Source organism: Streptomyces sp. NPDC052109 (genome assembly GCF_040680195.1).
In the GTDB taxonomy this organism is placed as follows: domain Bacteria; phylum Actinomycetota; class Actinomycetes; order Streptomycetales; family Streptomycetaceae; genus Streptomyces.
Window position 1 is genome coordinate 125,390 of sequence record NZ_JBFAWF010000006.1, and the last position, 20,950, is coordinate 146,339.

Below are 20,950 nucleotides of genomic sequence, written 5' to 3' on the forward strand. Positions count from 1 at the left end.
GCGAGTTGCCACTACCGGGATGCGGGACGGACCGTGGCGCATGGCAGCGAGCCAACCCGCCCAAGGAGCAGCCGCATGACCGCATTCGCTGTGACCGAAGCCCCGCCGGTGGCGGACCCGCAGGACGATCTGGCCCTACGTTTCGTGGCCGGCGACGAGGGTGGCCTGGAGGCGGTCTACCGCCGCTGGGCTCCCCTCGTCCTGTCCCTGGCGCGGCGGTCACTGGGCGACGGAGCCGAGGCCGAGGACGTCACCCAGACGGTGTTCCTCGCCGCCTGGCGCGGCCGCCACGGCTACCGTCCGGGCCGTGGGCCGCTGCCCGCCTGGCTCGTGGCCATCGCCCGGCACAAGATCGCCGACGCCCTGTCCGCACGCACCCGGCGCACGGACGTCGCCGCCGCGGCGGCGCGGGAGCCGATTCGCTCGCCGGAATCGTCGTACACGCAGGACACGGTCCTGGACCGCGTGGACGTCACCCGTGAGCTGCGTCGCCTTCCCGAGGCCCAGCGGCGGGTACTGTGCCTGGCCTTCTACGGTGACCTGACGCAGACGCAGATCGCCCACGTCACCGGCTGGCCCCTGGGCACGGTCAAGAGCCACGCCCGGCGCGGCCTGCTGCGGCTGAGCCGGAGCCTGCACGCCGAGGCCACGGAGGAAGCACGCTGAACAGCCGTTCGCCGTGCGCGGCCGGAACGGTCCGGTCGCCGCGTGGAGAAGGACGTCGGAAGGCGGTTCCCGTTGATGGGGCGACACGGCCACCGGTGCGCTTCCTCACGTCGTACGCGCGCGTACTCCTCGCCCTCGCTCACACTCCGGCTCTTTCCGTCACCGGGCTCGCCGCGGTCTGTGGCACCAGCGAGCGCACCGTGCAGCGGATCATCGCCGAGCTGGTGCGTGCCGGTTTCCTGACCCGGGAGGCCGACGGGCGCCGCGTGCGTCTCGGCGTGCGTCACGAAGCCGCGGCGTGCCATCCGTGCGAGGGCAGGCTGAGTGTGCGGAGTCTGCTCCGGCTCGTCAGGGCCGGGACGGGCGAGGAAACATGAGTGCCGTGAACTCTGCTGAGCCGCCTCCGTCCGAGCCACCCGCCGTACCGGGCGGCGCCGGTCTGACCACCGGTGTGCTGGCCCGCCGCCTCGGGGTGTCGCCCATGACGCTGCGCTCGTGGGACCGCCGCTACGGCATCGGGCCCACCGCACGCACCGAGGGCGGCCACCGTCGCTGGACGGCGGCCGACGTGGCCACGGTCGAGGAGATGTGCCGGCTGACGACGACCGGCATCCCGCCGGCCGACGCGGCCCGCGCCGCCCGTGCGGCCGTTGCCGGCCGGTCCCCCGCACCGGAGGTCATCGCCGCTTCGGCGCTCCCACCACCCGCCGAGCGGTCGCGGGCCGCCGGTGCGCTGCCCCTGGGCGACGTGCGTCAGGAGTGCCGTGGACTGGCCCGCGCCGCGGTACGGCTGGACGCCCCCGCGCTCGAGAAGCAGCTCCTCGCCGCCGTCGAGCGCTACGGCGTCGCGGTCGCCTGGCAGGAGGTGATGGTTCCCACTCTGCACGCCGTAGGACGCCGCTGGGCCTCTTCCGAGGACCGGTACGTGGAGGTGGAGCACCTGCTCGCCTGGTATGTCTCGACCGTGCTGCGCCGCAGCACTCCGCCCGCCCTCCCGGTGGCTGCCCCGGCGGCCGGCTGCGTCCTGCTGGCCTGCGCGCCCGACGAACAGCACACGCTGCCCCTGGAGGCGCTGCACGCGGCGCTCGGTCGTGAGGGGCTGCCGGTGCGCATGCTGGGAGCCGCCGTGCCCGTCGAGGCGCTGGACGCGGCGGTGCGCCGGCTCGGCCCGGTCGCGGTCGTGCTGTGGGCCCAAGACAGCGCGCGGGCGGTCCCCGCCCTGGCCCGGCACGTCGCCGGGCTGCGCTGGGGCATGAAGGGGGCGCGGCGCGGTCCGGTGGTGCTGCTGGGCGGCCCCGGCTGGAGCCGGTCCCGGCCCGCAGGTGTGCTCAGGCCGGCCGGACTGGCGCAGGCGGTGGAGGCGCTGCGCGCGCTGTGCACCGCAGGGTGAGCCGACGGACAGGACCTTGTCCTCTTCCCGCGGGCTGTCCGCGGGAGGTGACGCGGTCACGCGTGCCGGACCAGGGCAGCCCCCGGCCGCCGCACCATGTCGTGGCACCCGAAGCCGGCCGCCCGCCCCTCACGGCACCTCCGACGCGCGTCGGCGCTCCTGCCGGAGCACGTCCTCGAGGTCGCGTAGCCGGTCCAGGCCCTGCACCGCGCGCCGCATGCGGGCGTTGCCGGACAGCAGCCGCCGGTGCCGGTGCAGGAAGGCCCAGTACCCGGCGGTGAAGGGGCACGCGCGCGGACCGGTGCGCTCGGTGGGCCGGTAGGCGCAGCCGTCGCACAGGTCGCTCATGCGGTGCAGGTAGGCGCCGCCCGACGTGTACGGCTTGGTGGTCGTCCGGCCGCCGTCCGCGTACTGGGACATGCCCACCACATTCGGCTCCATCACCCAGTCGTAGCCGTCGACGAAGCAGCGATGGAACCAGTCGGTCACCGCGGCCGGGTCCCAGCCGCGCTGCAGGGCGTGACTGCCCAGCACCATCAGCCGGGGGATGTGATGCGTCCACCCGGTGTCGCGTACCTGCGCGAGCACGGTGGCCAGGCAGCGCGCGGTGAGTGCGTCCGCGTCCAGCTCGGCGAAGTACTCGGGCAGCTTCTCCGTGTGCCCGAGCGCGTTGCCGTGCCGGTGGTCCTCGCCGAAATGCCAGTACAGCTGCCAGACGTACTCCCGCCACCCCGCGACCTGCCGAACAAAACCCTCTGCGCTGTTCACCGGGACGGCGCCCGTGCGCCAGGCGCGCTCGGCTCGCTCCACGCACTCCGCCGGATGCAGCAGCCCGAGATTGAGCGAGGACGAGAGCAGGCTGTGGCTCATCACCGGATCATCGGTGAGCATCGCGTCCTCGTACGGCCCGAAGGACGCCAGCCGGTGTTCCACGAAACGGCGCAGGGCCGACAGCGCCTCCCGTCGGCTGGCGGGGAAGCGCCGGGGTCCGTCCCGGCCGACGAATCGCACCCCCTCCTCGCGTTCCCACCGGTCGAGGTCCTCGCGCACCTCGGCGTCGATGTCGTCCTCCCGCGGCCGGTAAGGGCCCGGCACGTCGAGTGCTCGGGCGCCCCTCGGCGGGGGTTCGCGGTTGGCCCGGTCGTGGTTGAACCGGCCGCCGGCCGGGCCGCCGCCCTCCATCAGCAGGTCGTGCTCCTGGCGCACCCAGCGGTAGAAGTCCTCCTGGAGCAGCCGCCGTCCACCGCGGCCCTCGGCCCATCCGGCGAACTCCTCGCGCGTCACCAGGAATCCCCGGGCAGGCAGCATCCGCACCCGGGGCAGGGAGCGCACCAGCCGGAGCGCCCCGTACGAGGAGGGGTGGCACACCGTCACCGGCAGGTCCTCCACCGCGCGGCGCAGACCCTCACGGTAGGTCTCGGCCCGTACATAGGTGACTCGCCCGCCCAGTTCCGCCGCGCGGTGCCGCATCGCGGAGAGCACCAGGTGCGCCTTGGCACGGTGGAAGCGGCGCCGCCGGAAGACCGACCTGGCTTCGATCATCACCACGGGCGCCCCGCGGTCGGGCCCGTCCGCCCCGGCCGGCGTGAGGAAGTGCGGGCCGAGCTGATCGCCGAAGAGCCAGTGCGGGGTGGTCATGGGAGGGGAACCTTCCGTGCGACGACGGGGGTGAGGCGTACCGGAACGAGGTGTTGCGTGCGGTGTCCGGCGGCCCGGCGGATGTCCTGCCGCCGGGCTTCAGGAGCGCGCCCGGGCCCGTCTGAAGCGGTCCAGGCCCTCAGCCAGGGACACCACCGGCTCGGGGTAACCGATGCCCGCGCGCTCCCGCGCCGGACGTTTCCACGGCTCGTGCACATCGGCCCCCTCCACTCCCGTCAGTTCCTCCACCCAGCGCCGCACATATGCTCCGTCCGGGTCGTACCGCTTGCCCTGGACGACGGGGTTGAGCACCCGGTTGGGCCGGGTGTCGGTGCCCGTGCCGGCCATCCATTGCCAGTTCAGCTGGTTGTTCGCCACGTCGCCGTCCACCAGAAGGTCCAGGAAGTGCCGGGCGCCCACTCGCCAGTCGACGTACAGCGTCTTGGTGAGGAAGCTCGCTGCCAGCAGCCGGCCCCGGTTGTGCATCCAGCCCTCGTGGCGCAGCTGTCTCATCGCCGCGTCCACCACCGGGTAGCCGGTGCGGCCCGCGCGCCACGCCTCGGCGTCCGCCTCCGCGTCCCTTCCGCCGCGCCACCGGTCGCGGCGGGTGCGGTAGTCGTGGGTGGCGGCGTCGGGGCGTGCGGCGAGCACCTGGCGGTTGAAGTCGCGCCAGGCGATCTGCCGTACGAACGCCTCCGCGCCCGAGCCGCCGGTCCTGCGCGCTCGGTGCACCACCTCGACCGGCGACAACGTCCCGAAGTGCAGGTGGGGTGAGAGCCGGGAGGTGGCGTCACCCGCCAGGTCGTCGTGCCGTTCCACGTAGGCGTCCACGCCGGAGCGCAGCCACGCGGTGAGCCTGCGCCGTCCCTCCGTCTCGCCGCCCGCGCACAGTCCCGGCGACACCCCGCTCACGCCGGCGCGCTCCGGCAGCGGGGCGGAGCCCACCTCCTCCGGCACGGTGATCGAGCGCGGCGCGTCCAGCACCTCGCGCAGGCCCTGCTCGGACCAGCGCCGGTAGTACGGCGTGAACACCGCGAAGTGGTCGGAGGAGGCCGGCGTCACCGCGCCCGGCGCCACGGCGGTGCTCACCGTGTCGTGCACGTACAGGCGCCGCCCGTCTCCCTCCAGCGCCGGGCGCAGCCGCTGCTCACGTGCGTGCGCGAAGGCGCTCACGTCGCCCGCCATGTGCACCTCGTCGGCGTCCGCCTCGGCGGCCAGCCGGCACACTTCCGTGACCGTGTCGCCCTCGCGCAGCACCAGCTGGCCGCCCCGCTCCCGTAGCCGGGCGTCCAGATCACGCAGGCAGTCGGCGAGGAACGCGAGCCGGTTCGGCGCGGCGAAACCCGCTGCGTCCACCGCCGGATCACGCACGAACAGCGGTACCACCCGGCCTCCTCCGCGCAGGGCCGCCCGCAGCGGCGGGTGGTCCGACACACGCAGATCGCAGGTGAACACGACGACTGAGGTCTGCATGGGGGTCACTTCCGCTTCCGGTGGGGTCGTTCTCGGATGGTTCGCCACTTCGGCCGGTGCCGGATGCGGCGGACCGGCGGCAGTCCCCGTTCGGGCGTCGGCGCATCCGCGGTGGTGGCGTGAGGACGGCCTGGGCGGCCCGTTCGCCGCTCAGCCCGGGAAGCGGCCCGTGGACCGCAGTTGCCAGCGCCGCTCGGCGTAGGCGAGGTCGTCCCGCCACAGCCGCCCGGCCGCGGCGCGCACCAAGGGGCGCAGCAGCGGCGCCGCCCGGCGGGCGGCGGCGAAGCCGGGACGGTGCGAGGCGGCGATCACCGCCTCGATGACGGCGGTACGTGGCCGGCCGGCCCCGTCCGTGCCGAGCGGCGTGGCATGGGTCTCCACGACGGAGCCCGCGCCCTCGCCCTCGGTGATGCGCATGACGACCGTGCGCGGTCCGGGCGCGGTGAAGACGGCGCGGACCGGCACGACCAGTCGGCCCGCCACCTTGAAGGACACGTCGACAACCAGGGCGTCCCGGCCGTCGTCCACCGCGCCGGCCGGTCCGCCGGGGGCGTCCACCACCGTCAGGTCGACGAACGAGTAGGGGTGGAACCACGCGCCGTGCCACGGATCGAGCCGGTTGGCCACCACGTCCTCGGGCTCACAGGCACCCACGCCGGTGTAGACGGCGACCAGAGCCCGCGCGGGTTCGGGCCGCCGCAGGACGACCGGTGCGAGCAGCGGGTCCTCCCCGCCCACTTCGTCCAGCCGCGTCCACACCAGCACCCCGTCGTCGTGCACCGGCAGCGGCGACCAGCCCGCGTACGGGCCGCCGTCCAGGGCCAGTCCGTGCCAGTGGCAGACCAGCGTGCCGCAACGCACCGGACTGTCCCGCAACGGAGCTCCCAGGTGCGGGCAGGCCCCCGGCCCGCCGACGAGGCGCCCGCCGGGCCCTCGCCACACCACGACCTCCTGCCCCGCCACGGTCAGCGCCAGCTTGCCGTCCCCCCGCAGGGCGCGGGAGGCGCCGACGACGTACCAGTTCCCGGACGAGCGGGCCTGCGCCCGCTTCAGCGCCTCGGCGATCACCGCGGGCCGCGCCTCGCGCCAGGTGGGCCGCTGACGCTCCCACGGCACGGCGTGGCGGCGCATCGACAGCGGCAGGCGGCGGTTCACGCGACCTCCTCGGCGGAGCGGACGGCCGTCGCCGGCGAGAGCGCGGCTTCGGGCAGAACGCGGGCGTGAGCGGGCCGACCGTGTCCGGGACCGGTCCGCGCTCGCAGCCGGGCCCCCGCCACCCGGACCAGCCCGTCGGCGGCGACCACCGCTCTGCGCCGCCGGCGCACCACCGACCGCCGGTGCAGCACGGCGTAGCCGTCGCGGGCGACGGCGTCCAGGATGCCGCCGTACAGGACGGCCGCGGTGCGGATGCAGGGCCGTGCCACCGGTTCGAGCAGCTCGATCCCGGGCATCGCCGTCCGGTACACGCCGCGGGTCAGTGCCTCGAACTCCCTGAGCGCGGCGGTGATGCGGCGCTCTGGCCGGCCCGTCGCGCGGCTCCAGACCAGCAGCTCCCGGGTTACGCCGTGACCGGCGAGCAGGTCGGCGGGCAGGTAGACGCGTCCGCGGTCCAGGTCCTCGCCGACGTCCCGCAGGAAGTTGCTCAACTGGAAGGCGACGCCGAGCGCCGCGGCGTACGGCGCGGCCTCCTCCCGCGGTACCACCGTGCCCAGCACCGGCAGCATCTCCAGCCCGATCACCGCGGCCGAGCCGTGCATGTACGCGCCCAGGTCGGCGTAGGTGGGATAGGCGGTCACGACCAGGTCGGATCGCATCGAGGTCATGAAGTCCCGGAAATGGGCATGGTCGATGGCGTAGCGGCGCGCGGTGTCGGCGAGCGCGCGCACCACCGGCTCACCGCTGCCACCCCGCCGCAGCCCCTCCTCCAGCTCGCGCTGCAGCCGGGTCAGCGCCCGCAACCGCAGATCGACCCCGGCGCCGGGGTCGAGGGAGTCGACGATGTCGTCGGCCCAGCGGGCGAAACCGTAGAGCGCGTGCACGGCGGGCCGGCGCTCCACGGGCAGCAGCCGGGTGGCGAGGAAGTAGGTCCTGCCGTGCCGGGCGTTGAGGGCGCGGCAGTGGCGGTAGGCCGCACGCAGCGCCCGATCGGTGATCCCGGCCGCGTCCAGCTCTCGATCGGTCATGCTGACCCGCCTTCGGTCGCGGGGCCGGTGGGGTCGGCCGGGGGATGTCCGGGTGTTCCGGACCGCCGCCTGGTGGCGGCCGGGGAGTCCGGCGAGCAGGCCGGTGGTTCCTGCGCGGCGGCAAGCCCGGTGCACCGCGCCCCATCCGCGCGCGGGACGGCCGGCGGCTTCCGGCTGACGGCCCGGAACACGGGTGGGAACGGGGAGTGCACAGGAGCCGGGGCGCCGGTTCTTTCGGGGAGGACGGCGGTCGCGAAGGGGCGCGAGCGGCTGCTCCCTCGTCCGGGTACGCCCGTGACGCGGGCCGCGGCCAGCTTCCCCGACAGCAGCACGGTCGGCACGCCGACACCGGGCGTCGTGCCGCAGCCGGCCAGGACCGCGTTCTCCGTGCCGCGCACCAGGTTGCGCGGCCGGAACGGGCCGGTCTGCGGGAAGGTGTGGGCAGCCGAGAAAGGGGTTCCGGCGGCGTGCCCCCGGGCGTGCCAGTCGGCCGGGGTGATCAGGCACTCCTCCTCGATGGCGGCTTCGACGCCGTCCAGTCCGCGCCGCTCCAGCTCCCGCAGCAGCGTGTCCCGATAGCGCGGGCCGAGGTCGGACCAGGCCGCTGCCCCCGGGCCGATGTCGGTGTTGGGACAGGGGGCGAGGATGTAGTGCAGGTGGTGGCCCGGCGGCGCGAGCCCGGGGTCGGTGGTGGTGGGGCGGGTGACGAGCAGCGAGGGGTCGCTCATCAGCCGTCCGGCACGGGTGAGTTCGTCGAACGTGGTGTGCCACGCCACGCCGAACGAGATCGTGTGGTGGGCGAGCCGGGCCCAGGTGCGGTCCGTTCCGATGTGCAGGACGACCGCGGAGGGGGAGTGGCGCAGGCCGAGCGGTCTGCGCGGCCGGCGGCCGAGCAGCCGGTAGGCCACGGGCAGGTCCGGGGTGAGGACGACCGCGTCGCACGGGATGCGGCCGGCGTCGGTGACGACGGCCGTGATCCGTTCCCCCGACCGCTCCAGGCGCGTCACCCGCTGCCCGAACCGGAGCTCGGCGCCGGCCGCGGCGGCTGCCTCCGCCATCGCCCGAGGCAGGGCGTGCATGCCGCCCCGGGGGAAGTACACGCCGGCGACGGTGTCCATGTAGGCGATGACCGCGTAGGCGGCCAGCGCCCGCGCCGGGGGCACACCCGCGTACAGGGCCTGGAAGGAGAACACCCGGCGCAGCCGCTCGTCACTCAGGAAACGGCCGATCCCGGCATCCAAGCGGCCGAAGCCGCCGAGGGCGGCCAGCCGGGCGAGATCGGCGTTGAGCAGACCGAGCGGTGAGTCGAAGTTGGCGTCGATGAACCGGCCCATCTGAGCCCGGTACAGCCGCTGAAGCCAGTCGCGCAGCCGCCGGTAGCCCGCCGCCTCGGCCGCCCCGGCGAACCGCTCCACCTCCGCGGCCATCGCGTCCGCGCCGGTGTGCACGTCGATGCTGGTGCCGTCGGCGAAGCAGGCTCGGTACGCCGGGTGCAGGGGGATCAGCTCGAGCCGCTCGGACAGGCTGTCGCCGACGGCGGCGAACGCCTCGTCGGCCAGCTCCGGCATGGTCAGCACGGTCGGCCCGGTGTCGATGCGGTAGCCGGCCAGGTCGAGGCGTCCGGCGCGGCCGCCGGGCAGCTCCTCGCGCTCCACGACGGTGACCTGGCGTCCGGCGCCCAGCAGGTGCAACGCCGCCGACAGCCCGGCGAGTCCGGCGCCGACGACCACCACGTGGTCCGTGGGACCGGGCAGGATACGGGTCACCGGCCACTCCCCGCTTCGTCGCAGGTGCAGGCCGCGTACGGACCGTGCGCGGGCCCGGGACGTACGGCGGCGTCCCCGTCCGGCCGCGCACCGGCCGTCGCGCGCAGCAGACCGCGCAGTGGACCTGCACCCTCCGCATGCAGCGCGGCGCCGTCGAAGTGCCGCAGTCCCTGCGCGGCGAGACGATCGATCTTGTTCTCCACGGTGGCGCGCGCCCCCGTCGCGACCAGCACGTCCCGCACCTCCTCCAGGCCGCGCTCGGTGAGCGCCACGTCACCGAGCCACCGGTCCAGCACGGCGAGCGCGGCGGCGTCTTTGGCGGCCTCGGCCCGTCTCCGGGCGACCGCGACCAGATAGGTGGGCTTGCCCTCCCGTATGTCGCCGCCGCATGCCTTGCCGGTCTTCCGCGGGTCGCCGAAGATGTCGTCCAGGTCGTCCCGCAGTTGGAAGGCCATGCCGACGCAGCGTCCCGCGTCGCACAGCCGGCGCAGCGTCACATCGTCCGCGCCCGCGACGGCAGCCCCCAGAGCGAGGGGCCGCTCCACCGAGTACAGGGCGCTCTTCAGGCAGGCGGCGCGCAGCAGGCGGGGCAGGGACCGCGCCGCGGTGATCTGGCCCTGTACGTCCAGGTACTGGCCCGCCACCAGCTCCGTGCGCAGGTCGCTCCACAGCCGCCGCACCACCACCCCTGTCCAGGGCGCCGACGGCATCTCCGCCATCAGGTCGTCGGCCCAGGCCAGCGCCAGGTCCCCGGCCAGGACCGCCGCCGACTGCCCGAACCGCTCGGCTTGTCCGGGCCCCACGCGGCCGGCATACCGGTCGGTCAGGTCCGTGTGCAGCGCCGGCCGGCCACGCCGCAGCGGGGCCCTGTCCATCACGTCGTCGTGAACGAGCGCACAGGTCTGCAGCAGTTCCAGGGCGCCGCCGATCCGCAGGGCCGCCGCCGCGGCCGCGGGGTCCCGGCCGGCGCAGGCCCGCGAGGCCCACCACACCAGCTGCGCGCGCCTGCGCTTGCCACCCTGCAGAGTGAAGCGCGTCACCCGTTCGGCGAGTTCCTCGGCGAACACGGGATCCGCCAGCCGTGCCCGGCGCAGGCGCTCCGCCAGCACATGGTCGAGCATGCGGCCGACGGCGCCGGGCACGTCGGCGTCGACCTCGCGCACCTCGGCGGACCCGGCGGGAAACGGTTCGCTCGCCGAGGGCCGCGCCTCGGCCCTGTCGTGGGCTTCCCCGCCGTGGGTCACCGGCCGGTGCGGAGGTGATGCCACGGGCGCCGCCGGGATCGGCCGCGGTGGCGCGGTCGCAGGGCGGTCCTCAGCGTGGATGGGACGCATCCCGGTTCCCTCCGTCGTGTCCGTGTCCGTCGTTGCCGTCACCTGTCCGCTTCGGCGCGGGCAGCGCGTACGGATGCGCGAACGCCGCACGCGGTCGCGGCGACAACCAGGGCCGCCCCCTCCACCGTGCCGTGTCCGGCGCTCGGGCGCTCACCGTGGGGAGGCGCCCTGCATCCGATGGGGTACACAATCCGGAAAACCAGGCCGGAGCATCCAGGACGGGCGCCGTGTTCCCCCAGCCGCCGCTGCGGGGCGCGGACGCCGCCGTGACACCCCGCCGCCGCGAGTCGCACGCAGACCGCGCCGGAAGAACACCGACGAAGGGAGACGCCGTGCCGGAGACGGACGTGGCCGTCGTGGGTGCGGGCGCAGCGGGGCTGTCGCTGGCCCACCGGCTCGCCGGGCGCGTTCCCGGCCTGCGGACGCCGTCCGTGGTGCTGGTGGACGCGCCGCCCGGCCCGCTGCGACCACCACCGCGGACCTGGTGCTACTGGGCGGCGGCCCCCGGACGGTTCGACGCGGCGGTGCGTGCCGAGTGGCAGCGGCTGAGGGTGCGTCCGCGCAACCGCGCCCCGATCGAGGGGGACATCTCCCCTCTGAGGTACCGCATGATCCGCTCCGACGACTTCGAGCGCCTGGTCTTCCGGGACCTGGCCCGCAGCCCCAACGTGCGGCGCCTGGAAGCGACCGTCGAAGCGGTGGAGGACGTGCCCGGTGGCGTTCAAGTCCACCTGAGGGACCGCGACGGCCGGGCGCGGGTGCTGAGGGCCCGCTGGGTGTTCGACTCCCGCCCCCTTGGCAGCCTCCCGGCCGCCCGCACCACTTTGCTGCAGCACTTCCACGGCTGGTTCGTGCGCACCACCCGGCCCGCCTTCGACCCGGCCGCCGTGGAGCTGATGGACTTCCGCACCCCGCAACCCGACCACGGCCTGTCCTTCGGCTACGTCCTGCCGACGGGGCCGTACGAGGCGCTGGTGGAGTACACCGAGTTCTCCCCGCGCACCCTCACTCCGGACCGATACGAAGCCGCCGTCCGGCACTACGCGGACGAGGTGCTGCGACTCGGCGAACGGCAGGTCCTGGCCACCGAGACCGGCCTCATCCCCATGACCGACGCGCAGATCTCCCGGCAGACCGGAGCCTCGACCTTCCGCATCGGCACCGCCGGCGGAGCGACCCGCCCCGCCACCGGCTACACCTTCGCAGGACTGCAGCGCCAGACCAGGGCCGTCGCCGACGCCCTGCGCCGCGGGCGCCGTCCGGTGCCGCCCGCCGCCCACTCGGCGCGCTCCCGCGCCATGGACGCCGTACTGCTGCGCGCCCTGGACAGCGGCCGGGCCGACGGCCCGGAACTGTTCGGCCGCCTGTTCGCCCGCGTGCCCATGGCACGGCTGCTGCGCTTCCTCGACGGAGGCACCCGCCCGCACGAGGACCTGTCCATCGGCCTGCGCACGCCCCTCGGGCCGATGTTGCGCTCCGCCCTGGAACTGCCCCGCGTGCCCCGCCGCCCCTTCCACCCGCCCGCGCCGCCGCGTCCGCCGACGCCTCCCGCCCTCCCGCCGCTTCCCGCGCCGGACCCGTCCGCCCCGCTTCTGCCCCCCACGGAGACCGCATGACGCTGCTGCGCGACGATCACCTCGCCACCGCCTTCGACCACGCCTCCAGAAGCTACGACACGCTCGTGGCCGCGAACCCCGGCTACCACGCCCACCTGCGCCGCTCGGTGCGCCGGCTCGGCCTGCCCGGACAGGGGCAGGGACTGCGCGTGCTCGACCTCGGCTGCGGCACCGGTGCCTCCACCGCCGCGCTGCGGTCCGTCCTGCCCGCCGCCGACGTCACCGCCGTGGACGCCTCGGCAGGCATGCTTCGGCGGGCCGCGGCCAAGCCGTGGGCGGGTGAGGTCACCTTCGTGCACGCGCCCGCCGAGCGACTCTTCGAGGCCGGCGTGCGCGGCCCGTTCGACGCGGTGTTCGCGGCCTATCTCTTCCGCAACCTCACCGATCCCGACGCCGTCCTCACCGCCGTGCGCGGGCTGCTGCGGCCGGGCGGCCGGCTCGGCGTGCACGAGTACACCCTCCGCGGACGGTGGGCCGACCGCGCCGTGTGGACGCTGGTGTGCGGGGGTGTCGTGCAGCCCGTGGCGACCCTGCTGGGGGACGGGCCGCTGTACCGGCACCTGCGGCGCAGCGTGGTGGAGTTCGACACCGCCGGGCGCTTCGCGCGGCGGCTCGGCGCGGCCGGCTTCGACCAGGTACGCACCCTGCCGCTGCCGGGCTGGCAGACGGGCATCACGCACACCTTCGTCGCCCACCGGGCGTACGACCACAGGGAGGACGCATGAGGACCACGTGCCGGGGCGCCGCGCGCCGGGGACGCGACCGGCGGGCCGGGATCCTGACGGCCCGGCCCGGCGCCCCCCGCGTGCAGGGAACCCCGCCGTCGGTGGCGGTGGTCGGCGCGGGCATCGCCGGCCTGGCCGCCGCCACCGTGCTCGCCGAGCGCGGCGTGGCCGTCACCGTGTACGAGAGGCGGCCGTACCTCGGCGGGCGGGTGGGCGGATGGCCGACCGTGCTGCGCGACGGCACCACGGTGACCATGAGCCGCGGCTTCCACGCCTTCTTCCGCCAGTACTACAACCTGCGCGGTCTGCTGCGCCGGACCGACCCCGGACTGGAGCGGCTCACCGGCCTCCCGGACTACCCGCTGCTCAACGCCGGCGGCCTGCACGACAGTTTCCGGCACGTCCCGCGCACGCCGCCGCTCAACGCGCTCGGCTTCGCGGCACTCAGCCCCTCCTTCCGGCTCGCGGACCTGCGCGCCATGGCCCCGCTGGCGGCCCTGCCCCTGCTCGACGTGCGCGTGCCGGAGGTGTACGACCGTCTGGACGGCACCAGCGCCCACGACTTCCTGGACGCCGTACGGTTTCCCGAAAGCGCCCGGAACCTGGCGTTCGAGGTGTTCTCCCGCAGCTTCTTCGCCGATCCGCGCGAGTTGTCGGCGGCCGAGATGGCGCTGATGTTCCACATCTACTTCCTCGGCTCCGCCGAAGGGCTGCTGTTCGATGTGCCCCGTGCCCCGTTCCAGGCCGCCCTGTGGGACCCGCTCGCCGGCTACCTGGCCGGGCACCACGTGGAGTTGCGCACCGGCACGGCCGTCGAGCACATCGCGCCCGCCCCGAGCACCGGTCTCGTGGTGGCCTGCGATCGGGACGAGCGCCACCACGACGGGGTCGTCCTCGCCCTGGACAGCGCAGGGCTGCGCTCGCTGGTCGTACGCTGCGAAAATCTGGGCGACGCGCCCTGGCGCGAGAGGATCGGACGGCTGCGCACCGCCCCGCCCTTTCTGGTCAGCCGGCTGTGGCTGGACCGGCCCGTCGCACCCGACCGGCCCGGATTCCTCGGCACCAGCGGCTTCGGCACCCTCGACAACATCAGTGTGCTGGAGCGCTACGAGGACCAGGCGGCTCGCTGGAGCGCGCGCACCGGTGGTTCCGTCGTCGAACTGCATGCCTACGCCGTCCCGCCTGGATCCGCCCGGGACGTCGAACAGAAGCGCCTCCTCGACCAACTGCACCGCATCTACCCGGAGACCAGCACGGCCACGGTCCTCGACGCCCGCCACGAGTGGCACGATGACTGTCCCCTGTTCCCGGTGGGCGGCTACGGCGACCGCCCTCCCGTCCGCACCCCGCACGCGCGAGTGGTCGTGGCCGGTGACATGGTCCGCACCGGCCTGCCCGTGGCACTCATGGAACGGGCGGCCACAAGCGGCTTTCTCGCGGCCAACGCCCTGCTCGAGCGATGGGGGGTACGGGGCCAGACGCTGTGGACGGTGCCGGACCGCGGGCGGAGCGTCCTCCTGAGGGCCCTGGCCGCAGGGGGACGGACGGCCGCTGCCCGGGGACGGCCGGACTGAACGGCCCGGCGGAACCGGACCCGTCGCTCCGCACACGCCCCTTCGGGGACGAGGACGCCGCAAGGGACCCCAGGGGGAAACCGGTTGGCAGGACATGAGGAGCATGAGAACGAGCGGACCAGGACTCGGCCACCATGGGCGGCGGCCGCACCCGGGACCCGCACACGGCACGTCACCGCTGCGCGGACGCGGTGCACGGCGGTCAGCCGGCGGTCGGGGTGAGGACGGTGCGGTCGAACGGCCCGCCGTGCTCGCACGCGTAGGCGACGGCGTCGTTGACGGCGTCGAGGGGGAAGGTGCGGATCCGTTCGGGTGCGAGATCGAGCGCACCTGATGCGATGAGCCGGATCATGGCGGTGTTCGCCGGGCGTGGGTACATCCACTGCCCCTGAACGGTGACCGAGTTGCGCATGATCCACGGGTAGGGCAGGGCGAAATCCGCGCCGCCGAGCATGCCGACACCGCCCATCAGGACGACGCGGCCGTATTCGCGGACGGTCATGGCCGCAGTGCGGGACACCGTGCTGGGCGCGCTGGGCGGGAGCAGATCGAGCACCATGTCGATCGGGTCCTCCGCGGCCGCGGACATGGCCGCTCGGTCGGCGGCCTCCTCACCGGTCAGTTCGACCGGGCGCACGCGCGGGCCGAACCGGTCGGCGAGGAGGCCGAGCGCGGCGCGGTTGCGGCCGGGCGCGATCACGCGGCCCGCCCCCATCGCGAGCGCCACGGCGACCGCGGCGCTCCCGAGGTTGCCGGTGGCCCCGCTGACGAGCAGCGTCTCGCCTGCCTGGAGCCGGCCCGCCAGCAGTCCTCCGTAGGGGATGACGTACACGCCGAGCGAGGACCAGCGAGCCGGGTCGTCCTCCGCTTCCCGGGGCAGCGGGTAGACGTTCTCCGTGGGTACCCGCATGAGCTCCGCGAACGAACCGTCGGGCAGGTGCCGGGCGAGCCGGGCGCCACCGTCGCCGCGGGAGCTCCACCCTTGCAGCGTGATGTCGGGGGTCAGCGCGTCGTCGCGTGAGCGGACCGTGCAGTCGCACCACACCAGGTCGCCGACGCGCAGCCGGGTGGCGTCGGGGCCGATGTGGACGACGCGTCCCACGCCGCCGGGGCCGGGGACCACGGGGGGTTCGAGCGGGTAGTTCCGCCGGCCGCTGAAGACCTCGTCGGCGTAGGGCGGGACAGAGGCCGCGAGGACCTCGACCACCACCTCGCCACCGCCTTCGCCCGGGTCGGGTATCTCCTGCACGGTGAGCGGGGCACCGAACTGTGTCAGGACTGCTGCTCGCATCTGCTGACCTCCTTGGCCGTCGGTCTTGAGGCTAGGAGTGCAGAGGGCATGCGCCAAACGACGATCTGCATCCGTGGTATGCGTAGTGCGCATGGACTTCTCCAGTACGTCTCTACGGGTGCTGCGGCAGGTCGCCGAGTCGGGGAGCTTTTCCGCGGCAGCCTCCCTGCTCGGCTACACCCAGTCGGCGGTCTCGCGCCAAGCAGCGGCCCTCGAACGGAGCGCGGGCACCGTGCTGTTCGAGCGCCGCTTCGACGGGGTGCGGCTCACTCCCGCCGGCCTGAACCTGCTGCGGCACGCTCGCACGATCCTGGAGTCCGTCGCCGCGGCCGAGCGCGAGCTCACCGGCTCCGCCGCACAGACGGAATCGGTGCGGCTGGGGTTGTTCCCCAGCGCCGGGGCAGTGATCCTGCCCGGCGTGCTCACGCGGCTTGCGGCGGCCACCCCGCACATCACGGTCACGACGCGTGAGGGCACCACGCCCGGCTTGCTCCGGGCGCTGCGGGCGGGCTCGATCGACATCGCCGTGCTGACGTCCCGCCCGCCGCACCGGCCGTCGGACGGCGAGTCCCCCCGGCTGCACGTCGAGGCCGTAGAGGACACCGAACTGCTCGTAGCGGCGCAGACCACCGGCTTGTTCGCCGGCCGGAGCGCGGTCCACGTCGACGAGCTCATCGATGCTCCATGGATCGCGGCCCCGTCATCGAGTGCGGAACCTCTGCTCGGGGTGTGGCCGGGCCTGCCCGGGCGGCCGCGCGTCGTCCACACGACGAGGGACTGGCTGACGAAGCTGCGCCTGGTCGCAGGCGGTTTCGGCGTGACAACCGTCCCGTCCCGCATGTCGACGGTGCTGCCGCCCGGCGTGAGCCTGCTGCGCGTGGACGGAGCACCCCCCGAGGTCCGGCGGGTGCTCATGGCTCGGCTTCCCGGCCCACCGGCTCCGGCAGTCACGGCTGTCACCCGAGCGATCGCCTCCGCGGCGTGACCGTCGCCGCAGCCCGCCGATGCTGTGCACCCGGAGAGAGGAGGCGGCGGGGTGATGTCGAGCTGTCCGGCGTTCCGGAGCGGTCCGGCGGCGCCGCGTCCGTCGACGAGGACGCGGGGGCGCGGCCGGCCGTCTTCGAGCGCCTGGACGGGTTCGGCCGTGGCGCGAGCCCGCCGACGCGTTCGTCGGCCCCTAAGGCCCGCCGTGCGTCGACCTCGCGGCACAGCTCGGCGTCCTGCCGTCACGGTTCAACACGATCGTCTCCTTCGAGAAGGCCGCCGAGACCGGCGCCCGTACCGACGGCAGCATGGCCGGCACCAGCTCCGAAGTCCTCGCCCGTCCGTCTGGCCGATCTCGCCGCCTCGGGCCGCCTCGAAGTCCCGATCGCGGCCACCCTCCCCCTCGCCGACGTCCAGCGCGCGTTCGAACTGCTCGAGCAGCGCCACCACGACGGAAAGGTCGTGCTCCTCCCATGACCGCCATCGCCACCCCGCGCCGATCCGCCGATCGCGCCGATGACCGCTTCCCGGTCCGGAACCCGGCCACCGCCAGGTGATCACCACCGTCCAGGGCGCAGGACTGGATGTGGCGTGCTCCATGCATGAGCGGGCCACGTCCGGCACGGGGCGCCATGCCGAGGATCGAGCACGAGGCCGCGTAGCGCCGGCCAGGTGAGACAGCACGACGCGGCGGCATCAAGCACCCCCGGCAAGCGGACACTCATGTGTCGAGGAGTTCCGCGGCGAAGACGTCCTCGATCCTCCACCGCCGCGTGGTCAGACCCTGCTCGTGGTGATAGCGCAGGATGGCATCGAGGGCGGCGCGGTTGGCCGCGATGCCGTAGGGCCACCAGTCCTCGGCGAACTCCTCACCGTTGCGTTCGATCAGGGCGTTCATCCACGGAACCATGGTCTGAACCTGGTAGAGCCGACGGTTCTGGCGGTAGCGGTCGGCGGCGGCGTCCTTCGCCCGGGAGAAGATGCGGTGGACGCCGTGCGCGAGGCGGGGCCGGTCCCGCAGGAGATCCCGCCGGATGACGATGGTGTGCATGATCGGGAAGATGCCCGTTCGCCGGTGGTAGTCGCGTTCCAACGGTTCGAAGTCGGGAAACAGCCGGCGGACGTTCGGGGAACCGGCGAGCACGCACTCCGGGACGTTCGCCGAGAACAGGGCGTCGATCTCGCCGGAGTCGAGCATCGCACCCAGCGCCCTTCCCTCGGGCGCGACGCTCACGTCGACTTCGGCTGGATGGGGATGAGGGACGAAATCGAAGGGCGCCGCAGGGCGTTCGAGGCCGCCGATCACCCAACGGCTCCTCTCGGGCTTGAACCCGTACTCGTCCATCAGGATTCCCTTGGCCCACACGCCGGAGTCCTGACCGTAGGTGCCGAACTCGCCGATGGTCTTGCCCGCAAGATCACCCGGTTCGGTGATCCCGCTGTGGACGTTGACGAAAACGCACGAGTGCCGGAACGCGCGGTTCGGGAAGATCGGCAACGCCACGTACGGCAGCCCGGTCTCCAGCAGCCGCAGGTAGAAGGTGAGCCCGAGTTCGGCGACGTCGAACTCGTTTCCGCGAATCAGGCGGTCGAAGATCTCCGGCAGGGTGGCGGCGGTCTCCATCGTGACGTCGATGCCGTCTTCCCTGACGGACCCGTCGAACAGCGCCCGCGTCGTGTCGTACCGGAAGCACCCGACCGTGAGAGCGGGGTTGGTCATGAACATCCCTCCTTGGCAGCTCCACCGCCTCCCATCGTTGGCCGACGCGGGATCTGCTGTCCAAGACCATCTCGGTACGCCCGATACCGCACGGGTATCGTGCTGGTGTGGACCTCCGCTCGCTCCGGTACTTCGTCGCCGTCGCCGAGGAACGCCACATCGGCCGGGCAGCGAACCGGCTGCACATGACACAGCCGCCGCTCAGCCGTGCGATCCGGCAGCTCGAGGACGAACTCGGCGTCGCCCTGCTCGAGCGCACACCCAAGGGCGTCGCCCTCACGCCCGCTGGAACGGTTCTGTACGACGAAACGCAGGCATTGCTGGCGCAGGCCGAACGGATCCGCACCCGGGTGGCCGACGCGGCGGGCGCGGCGACCCTGTCCGTCGGGACGCTGGCAGACGCGGCGGAACACGTCGGCGGCCGGCTGGTCCCGCTCTTCCGGGCACGACATCCGCACGTGAACGTCACCGTCCACGAATCGGACCTCGGCGACCCGACAGCCGGGCTCCGCGCCGGGCTCGTCGGGCTCGTCGACGTGGCGATGACCCGAACTCCGTTCGACGACACCGGCATCAGCACGCACATCCTGCGCTCGGTACCCGTCGGCGTGGTCATGCGTGACGACGATCTGCTCGCCCATCGCGCTTCCGTCTCCTCGGCCGACCTCGCCGGCCGCAGGTGGGTCCGACTGCCGTACGGCACCGATCCCGTGTGGACCGCGTACTGGACGGGCGGCGGCCACGACGACACCACGCCGGTCATGCGAACGATTCAGGAGTGCCTGCAAGCAGCCCTCTGGAACGGAACATCAGCCCTCGCCCCCGTCGACCAACCGCTGCCCGCCGGGCTGGTCGCCGTCCCGTTCAGCGATCGACCGCCGAGCGACCTCGTCGTGGCCTGGCCGAAGACCGGGCGGAGCCCGCTGGTCCGCAGCTTCGTCCAAGTGGCCGAGGACGGCTGCAATACCTGAACCGCGGGGTCCGCCGGCATCATGCCGATTCCGCGACGAGGCGCTCGGGTATCTGCCCTGGTCAGGCGCCCGGTGTGGGGCTTCTAGAAGAAGCCCAGTTTCTTCGGCGAGTACGACACGAGCAGGTTCTTCGTCTGCTGGTAGTGCTCCAGCATCATCTTGTGCGTCTCGCGGCCGATCCCGGACTGCTTGTAGCCGCCGAACGCCGCGTGCGCCGGGTAGGCGTGGTAACAGTTCGTCCAGACGCGGCCCGCCTGGATCGCGCGGCCCGCGCGGTAGGCGGTGGTGGCGTCCCGGGTCCATACGCCCGCACCGAGCCCGTACAGCGTGTCGTTGGCGATCTTGATCGCGTCGTCGAAGTCGTCGAAGGAGGTCACCGAGACGACCGGGCCGAAGATCTCCTCCTGGAAGATCCGCATCCGGTTGTCGCCCTCGAAGATGGTCGGCTGGACGTAGTAGCCGCCCTTCAACTCGCCGTCGTACTCGACGCGTTCGCCGCCGGTCAGGACCTTCGCACCCTCCTGTCGGCCGATGTCCAGGTAGGAGAGGATCTTCTCCAGCTGGTCGTTGGAGGCCTGGGCGCCGATCATCGTGTCGGTGTCGAGGGGGTGGCCCGGCTTGATCATCCGGGTGCGTTCGACCGCCGCCTCGAGGAACTCCGCGTAGTGGCCGCGCTGGACCAGCGCCCGGGACGGGCAGGTGCAGACCTCGCCCTGGTTGAGGGCGAACATGGTGAAGCCCTCGAGCGCCTTGTCGCGGAAGTCGTCGTCCTGGGCCCACACGTCGTCGAAGAAGATGTTCGGCGACTTGCCGCCGAGTTCGAGTGTGACGGGCTTGATGTTCTCGGAGGCGTACTGCATGATCAGCCGCCCGGTCGTGGTCTCTCCGGTGAACGCGACCTTCGCCACCCGCGGGCTGGACGCCAGCGGCTTGCCCGCCTCCACACCGAAGCCGTTGACGATGTTCAGCACCCCGGGTGGCAGCAGGTCCGCGATCAGGCCGACCCAGTAGTGGATGGAGGCCGGGGTCTGCTCGGCCGGCTTGAGGACGACCGCGTTGCCCGCGGCGAGCGCCGGTGCGAGCTTCCACGCCGCCATCAGGATCGGGAAGTTCCACGGGATGATCTGTGCGACCACCCCGAGCGGCTCGTGGAAGTGGTACGCCACCGTGTCGTCGTCGATCTCGCCGAGCGACCCCTCCTGCGCCCGGATCGCCCCCGCGAAGTACCGGAAGTGGTCGATCGCCAGCGGGATGTCGGCGGCGAGCGTCTCACGCACCGGCTTGCCGTTCTCCCAGCTCTCGGCCACCGCCAGGGGCTCCAGATGGGCCGCCATGCGGTCGGCGATCTTCAGCAGGATGTCGCTGCGCTCCGCCACCGACGTACGGCCCCACCCCGGCGCGGCCTCGTGCGCCGCGTCCAGGGCCCGCTCGACGTCCTCCGCGGTGCCGCGCGCGATCTCGGTGAACGGCCGGCCGTTGACCGGCGACGGATTCTCGAAGTACTGCCCGCGCAGCGGCGGCACGTACTGCCCGCCGATGAAGTGGTCGTAACGCGCCTGGTAGGAGACGATCGCGCCTTCGGTGCCCGGCGCCGCGTAACGAGTCATGCTGGTCTGCCT

Annotated in this window: 18 protein-coding genes; 9 read left to right on the plus strand and 9 right to left on the minus strand. The window is 73.5% G+C overall.

Annotation, left to right across the window (positions count from 1 at the left end):
• The first annotated feature begins 75 nt into the window (after positions 1–75).
• From AB0L59_RS15315 to AB0L59_RS15325, 3 genes are all read left to right on the plus strand, one after another.
• Positions 76–666, plus strand: a complete 591-nt coding sequence (locus tag AB0L59_RS15315) for a sigma-70 family RNA polymerase sigma factor (RefSeq protein WP_365583030.1) — start codon at positions 76–78, stop codon at positions 664–666.
• Between the two features lie 95 nt (positions 667–761).
• Complete coding sequence (locus AB0L59_RS15320) at positions 762–1,043, plus strand: helix-turn-helix domain-containing protein (RefSeq protein WP_365583033.1); 282 nt, start codon at positions 762–764, stop codon at positions 1,041–1,043.
• A 5-nt stretch (positions 1,044–1,048) separates the two neighbouring features.
• Entirely contained in the window at positions 1,049–2,056 is a 1,008-nt protein-coding gene (locus AB0L59_RS15325) for a MerR family transcriptional regulator (protein WP_365583035.1), read from the plus strand.
• 129 nt (positions 2,057–2,185) lie between these two features.
• On the opposite strand, the gene AB0L59_RS15330 is transcribed toward AB0L59_RS15325, so the two are convergent.
• From AB0L59_RS15330 to AB0L59_RS15355, 6 genes are all read right to left on the minus strand, one after another.
• A complete protein-coding gene (locus AB0L59_RS15330) occupies positions 2,186–3,694 on the minus strand; it encodes a cryptochrome/photolyase family protein (RefSeq protein ID WP_365583038.1) in 1,509 nt (502 codons plus the stop codon).
• A gap of 99 nt (positions 3,695–3,793) precedes the next feature.
• Positions 3,794–5,167, minus strand: a complete 1,374-nt coding sequence (locus tag AB0L59_RS15335) for a deoxyribodipyrimidine photo-lyase (protein ID WP_365583041.1) — start codon at positions 5,165–5,167, stop codon at positions 3,794–3,796.
• A gap of 150 nt (positions 5,168–5,317) precedes the next feature.
• On the minus strand, positions 5,318–6,298 hold the full coding sequence (locus tag AB0L59_RS15340) for a DUF5914 domain-containing protein (protein ID WP_365583567.1): 981 nt from the start codon (positions 6,296–6,298) through the stop codon (positions 5,318–5,320).
• Positions 6,299–6,318: 20 nt separating this feature from the next.
• Entirely contained in the window at positions 6,319–7,350 is a 1,032-nt protein-coding gene (locus tag AB0L59_RS15345; RefSeq protein WP_365583044.1) for a phytoene/squalene synthase family protein, read from the minus strand.
• Positions 7,347–9,116, minus strand: a complete 1,770-nt coding sequence (gene crtI / locus AB0L59_RS15350; protein WP_365583046.1) for a phytoene desaturase family protein — start codon at positions 9,114–9,116, stop codon at positions 7,347–7,349. The genes AB0L59_RS15345 and crtI overlap by 4 nt, the downstream gene beginning before the upstream one ends.
• Positions 9,113–10,360 carry a polyprenyl synthetase family protein gene (locus AB0L59_RS15355; RefSeq protein WP_365583049.1) on the minus strand — a complete coding sequence of 416 codons (1,248 nt, stop codon included), beginning with the start codon at positions 10,358–10,360 and terminating at the stop codon, positions 9,113–9,115. Before AB0L59_RS15355 ends, crtI begins: the two co-directional genes overlap by 4 nt.
• 422 nt (positions 10,361–10,782) lie before the next feature.
• Here AB0L59_RS15355 and AB0L59_RS15360 point away from each other — a divergent pair, with 422 nt between their 5' ends.
• From AB0L59_RS15360 to AB0L59_RS15370, 3 genes are read left to right on the plus strand one after another with little or no spacing between them, the layout of a single operon-like run.
• Complete coding sequence (locus AB0L59_RS15360; protein ID WP_365583052.1) at positions 10,783–12,066, plus strand: lycopene cyclase family protein; 1,284 nt, start codon at positions 10,783–10,785, stop codon at positions 12,064–12,066.
• Positions 12,063–12,791, plus strand: a complete 729-nt coding sequence (locus tag AB0L59_RS15365) for a methyltransferase domain-containing protein (protein ID WP_365583054.1) — start codon at positions 12,063–12,065, stop codon at positions 12,789–12,791. Before AB0L59_RS15360 ends, AB0L59_RS15365 begins: the two co-directional genes overlap by 4 nt.
• On the plus strand, positions 12,788–14,365 hold the full coding sequence (locus AB0L59_RS15370) for an NAD(P)/FAD-dependent oxidoreductase (protein WP_365583055.1): 1,578 nt from the start codon (positions 12,788–12,790) through the stop codon (positions 14,363–14,365). The genes AB0L59_RS15365 and AB0L59_RS15370 overlap by 4 nt, the downstream gene beginning before the upstream one ends.
• Before the next feature lie 202 nt (positions 14,366–14,567).
• Here AB0L59_RS15370 and AB0L59_RS15375 read toward each other — a convergent pair whose 3' ends face one another.
• Positions 14,568–15,656 carry an alcohol dehydrogenase catalytic domain-containing protein gene (locus tag AB0L59_RS15375; protein ID WP_365583058.1) on the minus strand — a complete coding sequence of 363 codons (1,089 nt, stop codon included), beginning with the start codon at positions 15,654–15,656 and terminating at the stop codon, positions 14,568–14,570.
• A 91-nt stretch (positions 15,657–15,747) separates the two neighbouring features.
• On the opposite strand from AB0L59_RS15375, the gene AB0L59_RS15380 reads away from it, so the two are divergent.
• Positions 15,748–16,641: a LysR family transcriptional regulator gene (locus AB0L59_RS15380; protein WP_365583061.1), complete on the plus strand. Its 894-nt coding sequence runs from the start codon at positions 15,748–15,750 to the stop codon at positions 16,639–16,641.
• The gene (locus tag AB0L59_RS15385; protein WP_365583064.1) at positions 16,638–17,117 is read left to right on the plus strand and encodes a zinc-binding dehydrogenase; all 480 of its coding nucleotides are present in this window, start codon (positions 16,638–16,640) and stop codon (positions 17,115–17,117) included. The genes AB0L59_RS15380 and AB0L59_RS15385 overlap by 4 nt, the downstream gene beginning before the upstream one ends.
• A gap of 244 nt (positions 17,118–17,361) precedes the next feature.
• Here AB0L59_RS15385 and AB0L59_RS15390 read toward each other — a convergent pair whose 3' ends face one another.
• Positions 17,362–18,360 (minus strand): 4,5-dihydroxyphthalate decarboxylase, encoded by a 999-nt coding sequence (locus tag AB0L59_RS15390; RefSeq protein WP_365583066.1) that lies wholly within the window; start codon positions 18,358–18,360, stop codon positions 17,362–17,364.
• 107 nt (positions 18,361–18,467) lie between these two features.
• Between AB0L59_RS15390 and AB0L59_RS15395 the strand changes: the two genes are divergently transcribed.
• Positions 18,468–19,331 carry a LysR family transcriptional regulator gene (locus tag AB0L59_RS15395; protein WP_365583068.1) on the plus strand — a complete coding sequence of 288 codons (864 nt, stop codon included), beginning with the start codon at positions 18,468–18,470 and terminating at the stop codon, positions 19,329–19,331.
• Between the two features lie 83 nt (positions 19,332–19,414).
• Here AB0L59_RS15395 and adh read toward each other — a convergent pair whose 3' ends face one another.
• Positions 19,415–20,938: an aldehyde dehydrogenase gene (adh, locus tag AB0L59_RS15400; RefSeq protein WP_365583071.1), complete on the minus strand. Its 1,524-nt coding sequence runs from the start codon at positions 20,936–20,938 to the stop codon at positions 19,415–19,417.
• Between the last annotated feature and the right edge of the window lie 12 nt (positions 20,939–20,950).

Bases quoted from the DNA above. Each gene is read 5' to 3' on its own strand.
- AB0L59_RS15335 (WP_365583041.1), bottom strand. From the start codon at position 5,167: ATGCAGACCTCAGTCGTCGTGTTCACCTGCGATCTGCGTGTGTCGGAC.
- AB0L59_RS15390 (WP_365583066.1), bottom strand. From the start codon at position 18,360: ATGACCAACCCCGCTCTCACGGTCGGGTGCTTCCGGTACGACACGACG.
- AB0L59_RS15315 (WP_365583030.1), top strand. From the start codon at position 76: ATGACCGCATTCGCTGTGACCGAAGCCCCGCCGGTGGCGGACCCGCAG.
- AB0L59_RS15365 (WP_365583054.1), top strand. From the start codon at position 12,063: ATGACGCTGCTGCGCGACGATCACCTCGCCACCGCCTTCGACCACGCC.
- AB0L59_RS15380 (WP_365583061.1), top strand. From the start codon at position 15,748: ATGGACTTCTCCAGTACGTCTCTACGGGTGCTGCGGCAGGTCGCCGAG.
- AB0L59_RS15375 (WP_365583058.1), bottom strand. From the start codon at position 15,656: ATGCGAGCAGCAGTCCTGACACAGTTCGGTGCCCCGCTCACCGTGCAG.
- AB0L59_RS15345 (WP_365583044.1), bottom strand. From the start codon at position 7,350: ATGACCGATCGAGAGCTGGACGCGGCCGGGATCACCGATCGGGCGCTG.
- adh (WP_365583071.1), bottom strand. From the start codon at position 20,938: ATGACTCGTTACGCGGCGCCGGGCACCGAAGGCGCGATCGTCTCCTAC.
- AB0L59_RS15330 (WP_365583038.1), bottom strand. From the start codon at position 3,694: ATGACCACCCCGCACTGGCTCTTCGGCGATCAGCTCGGCCCGCACTTC.
- AB0L59_RS15340 (WP_365583567.1), bottom strand. From the start codon at position 6,298: ATGCGCCGCCACGCCGTGCCGTGGGAGCGTCAGCGGCCCACCTGGCGC.
- AB0L59_RS15370 (WP_365583055.1), top strand. From the start codon at position 12,788: ATGAGGACCACGTGCCGGGGCGCCGCGCGCCGGGGACGCGACCGGCGG.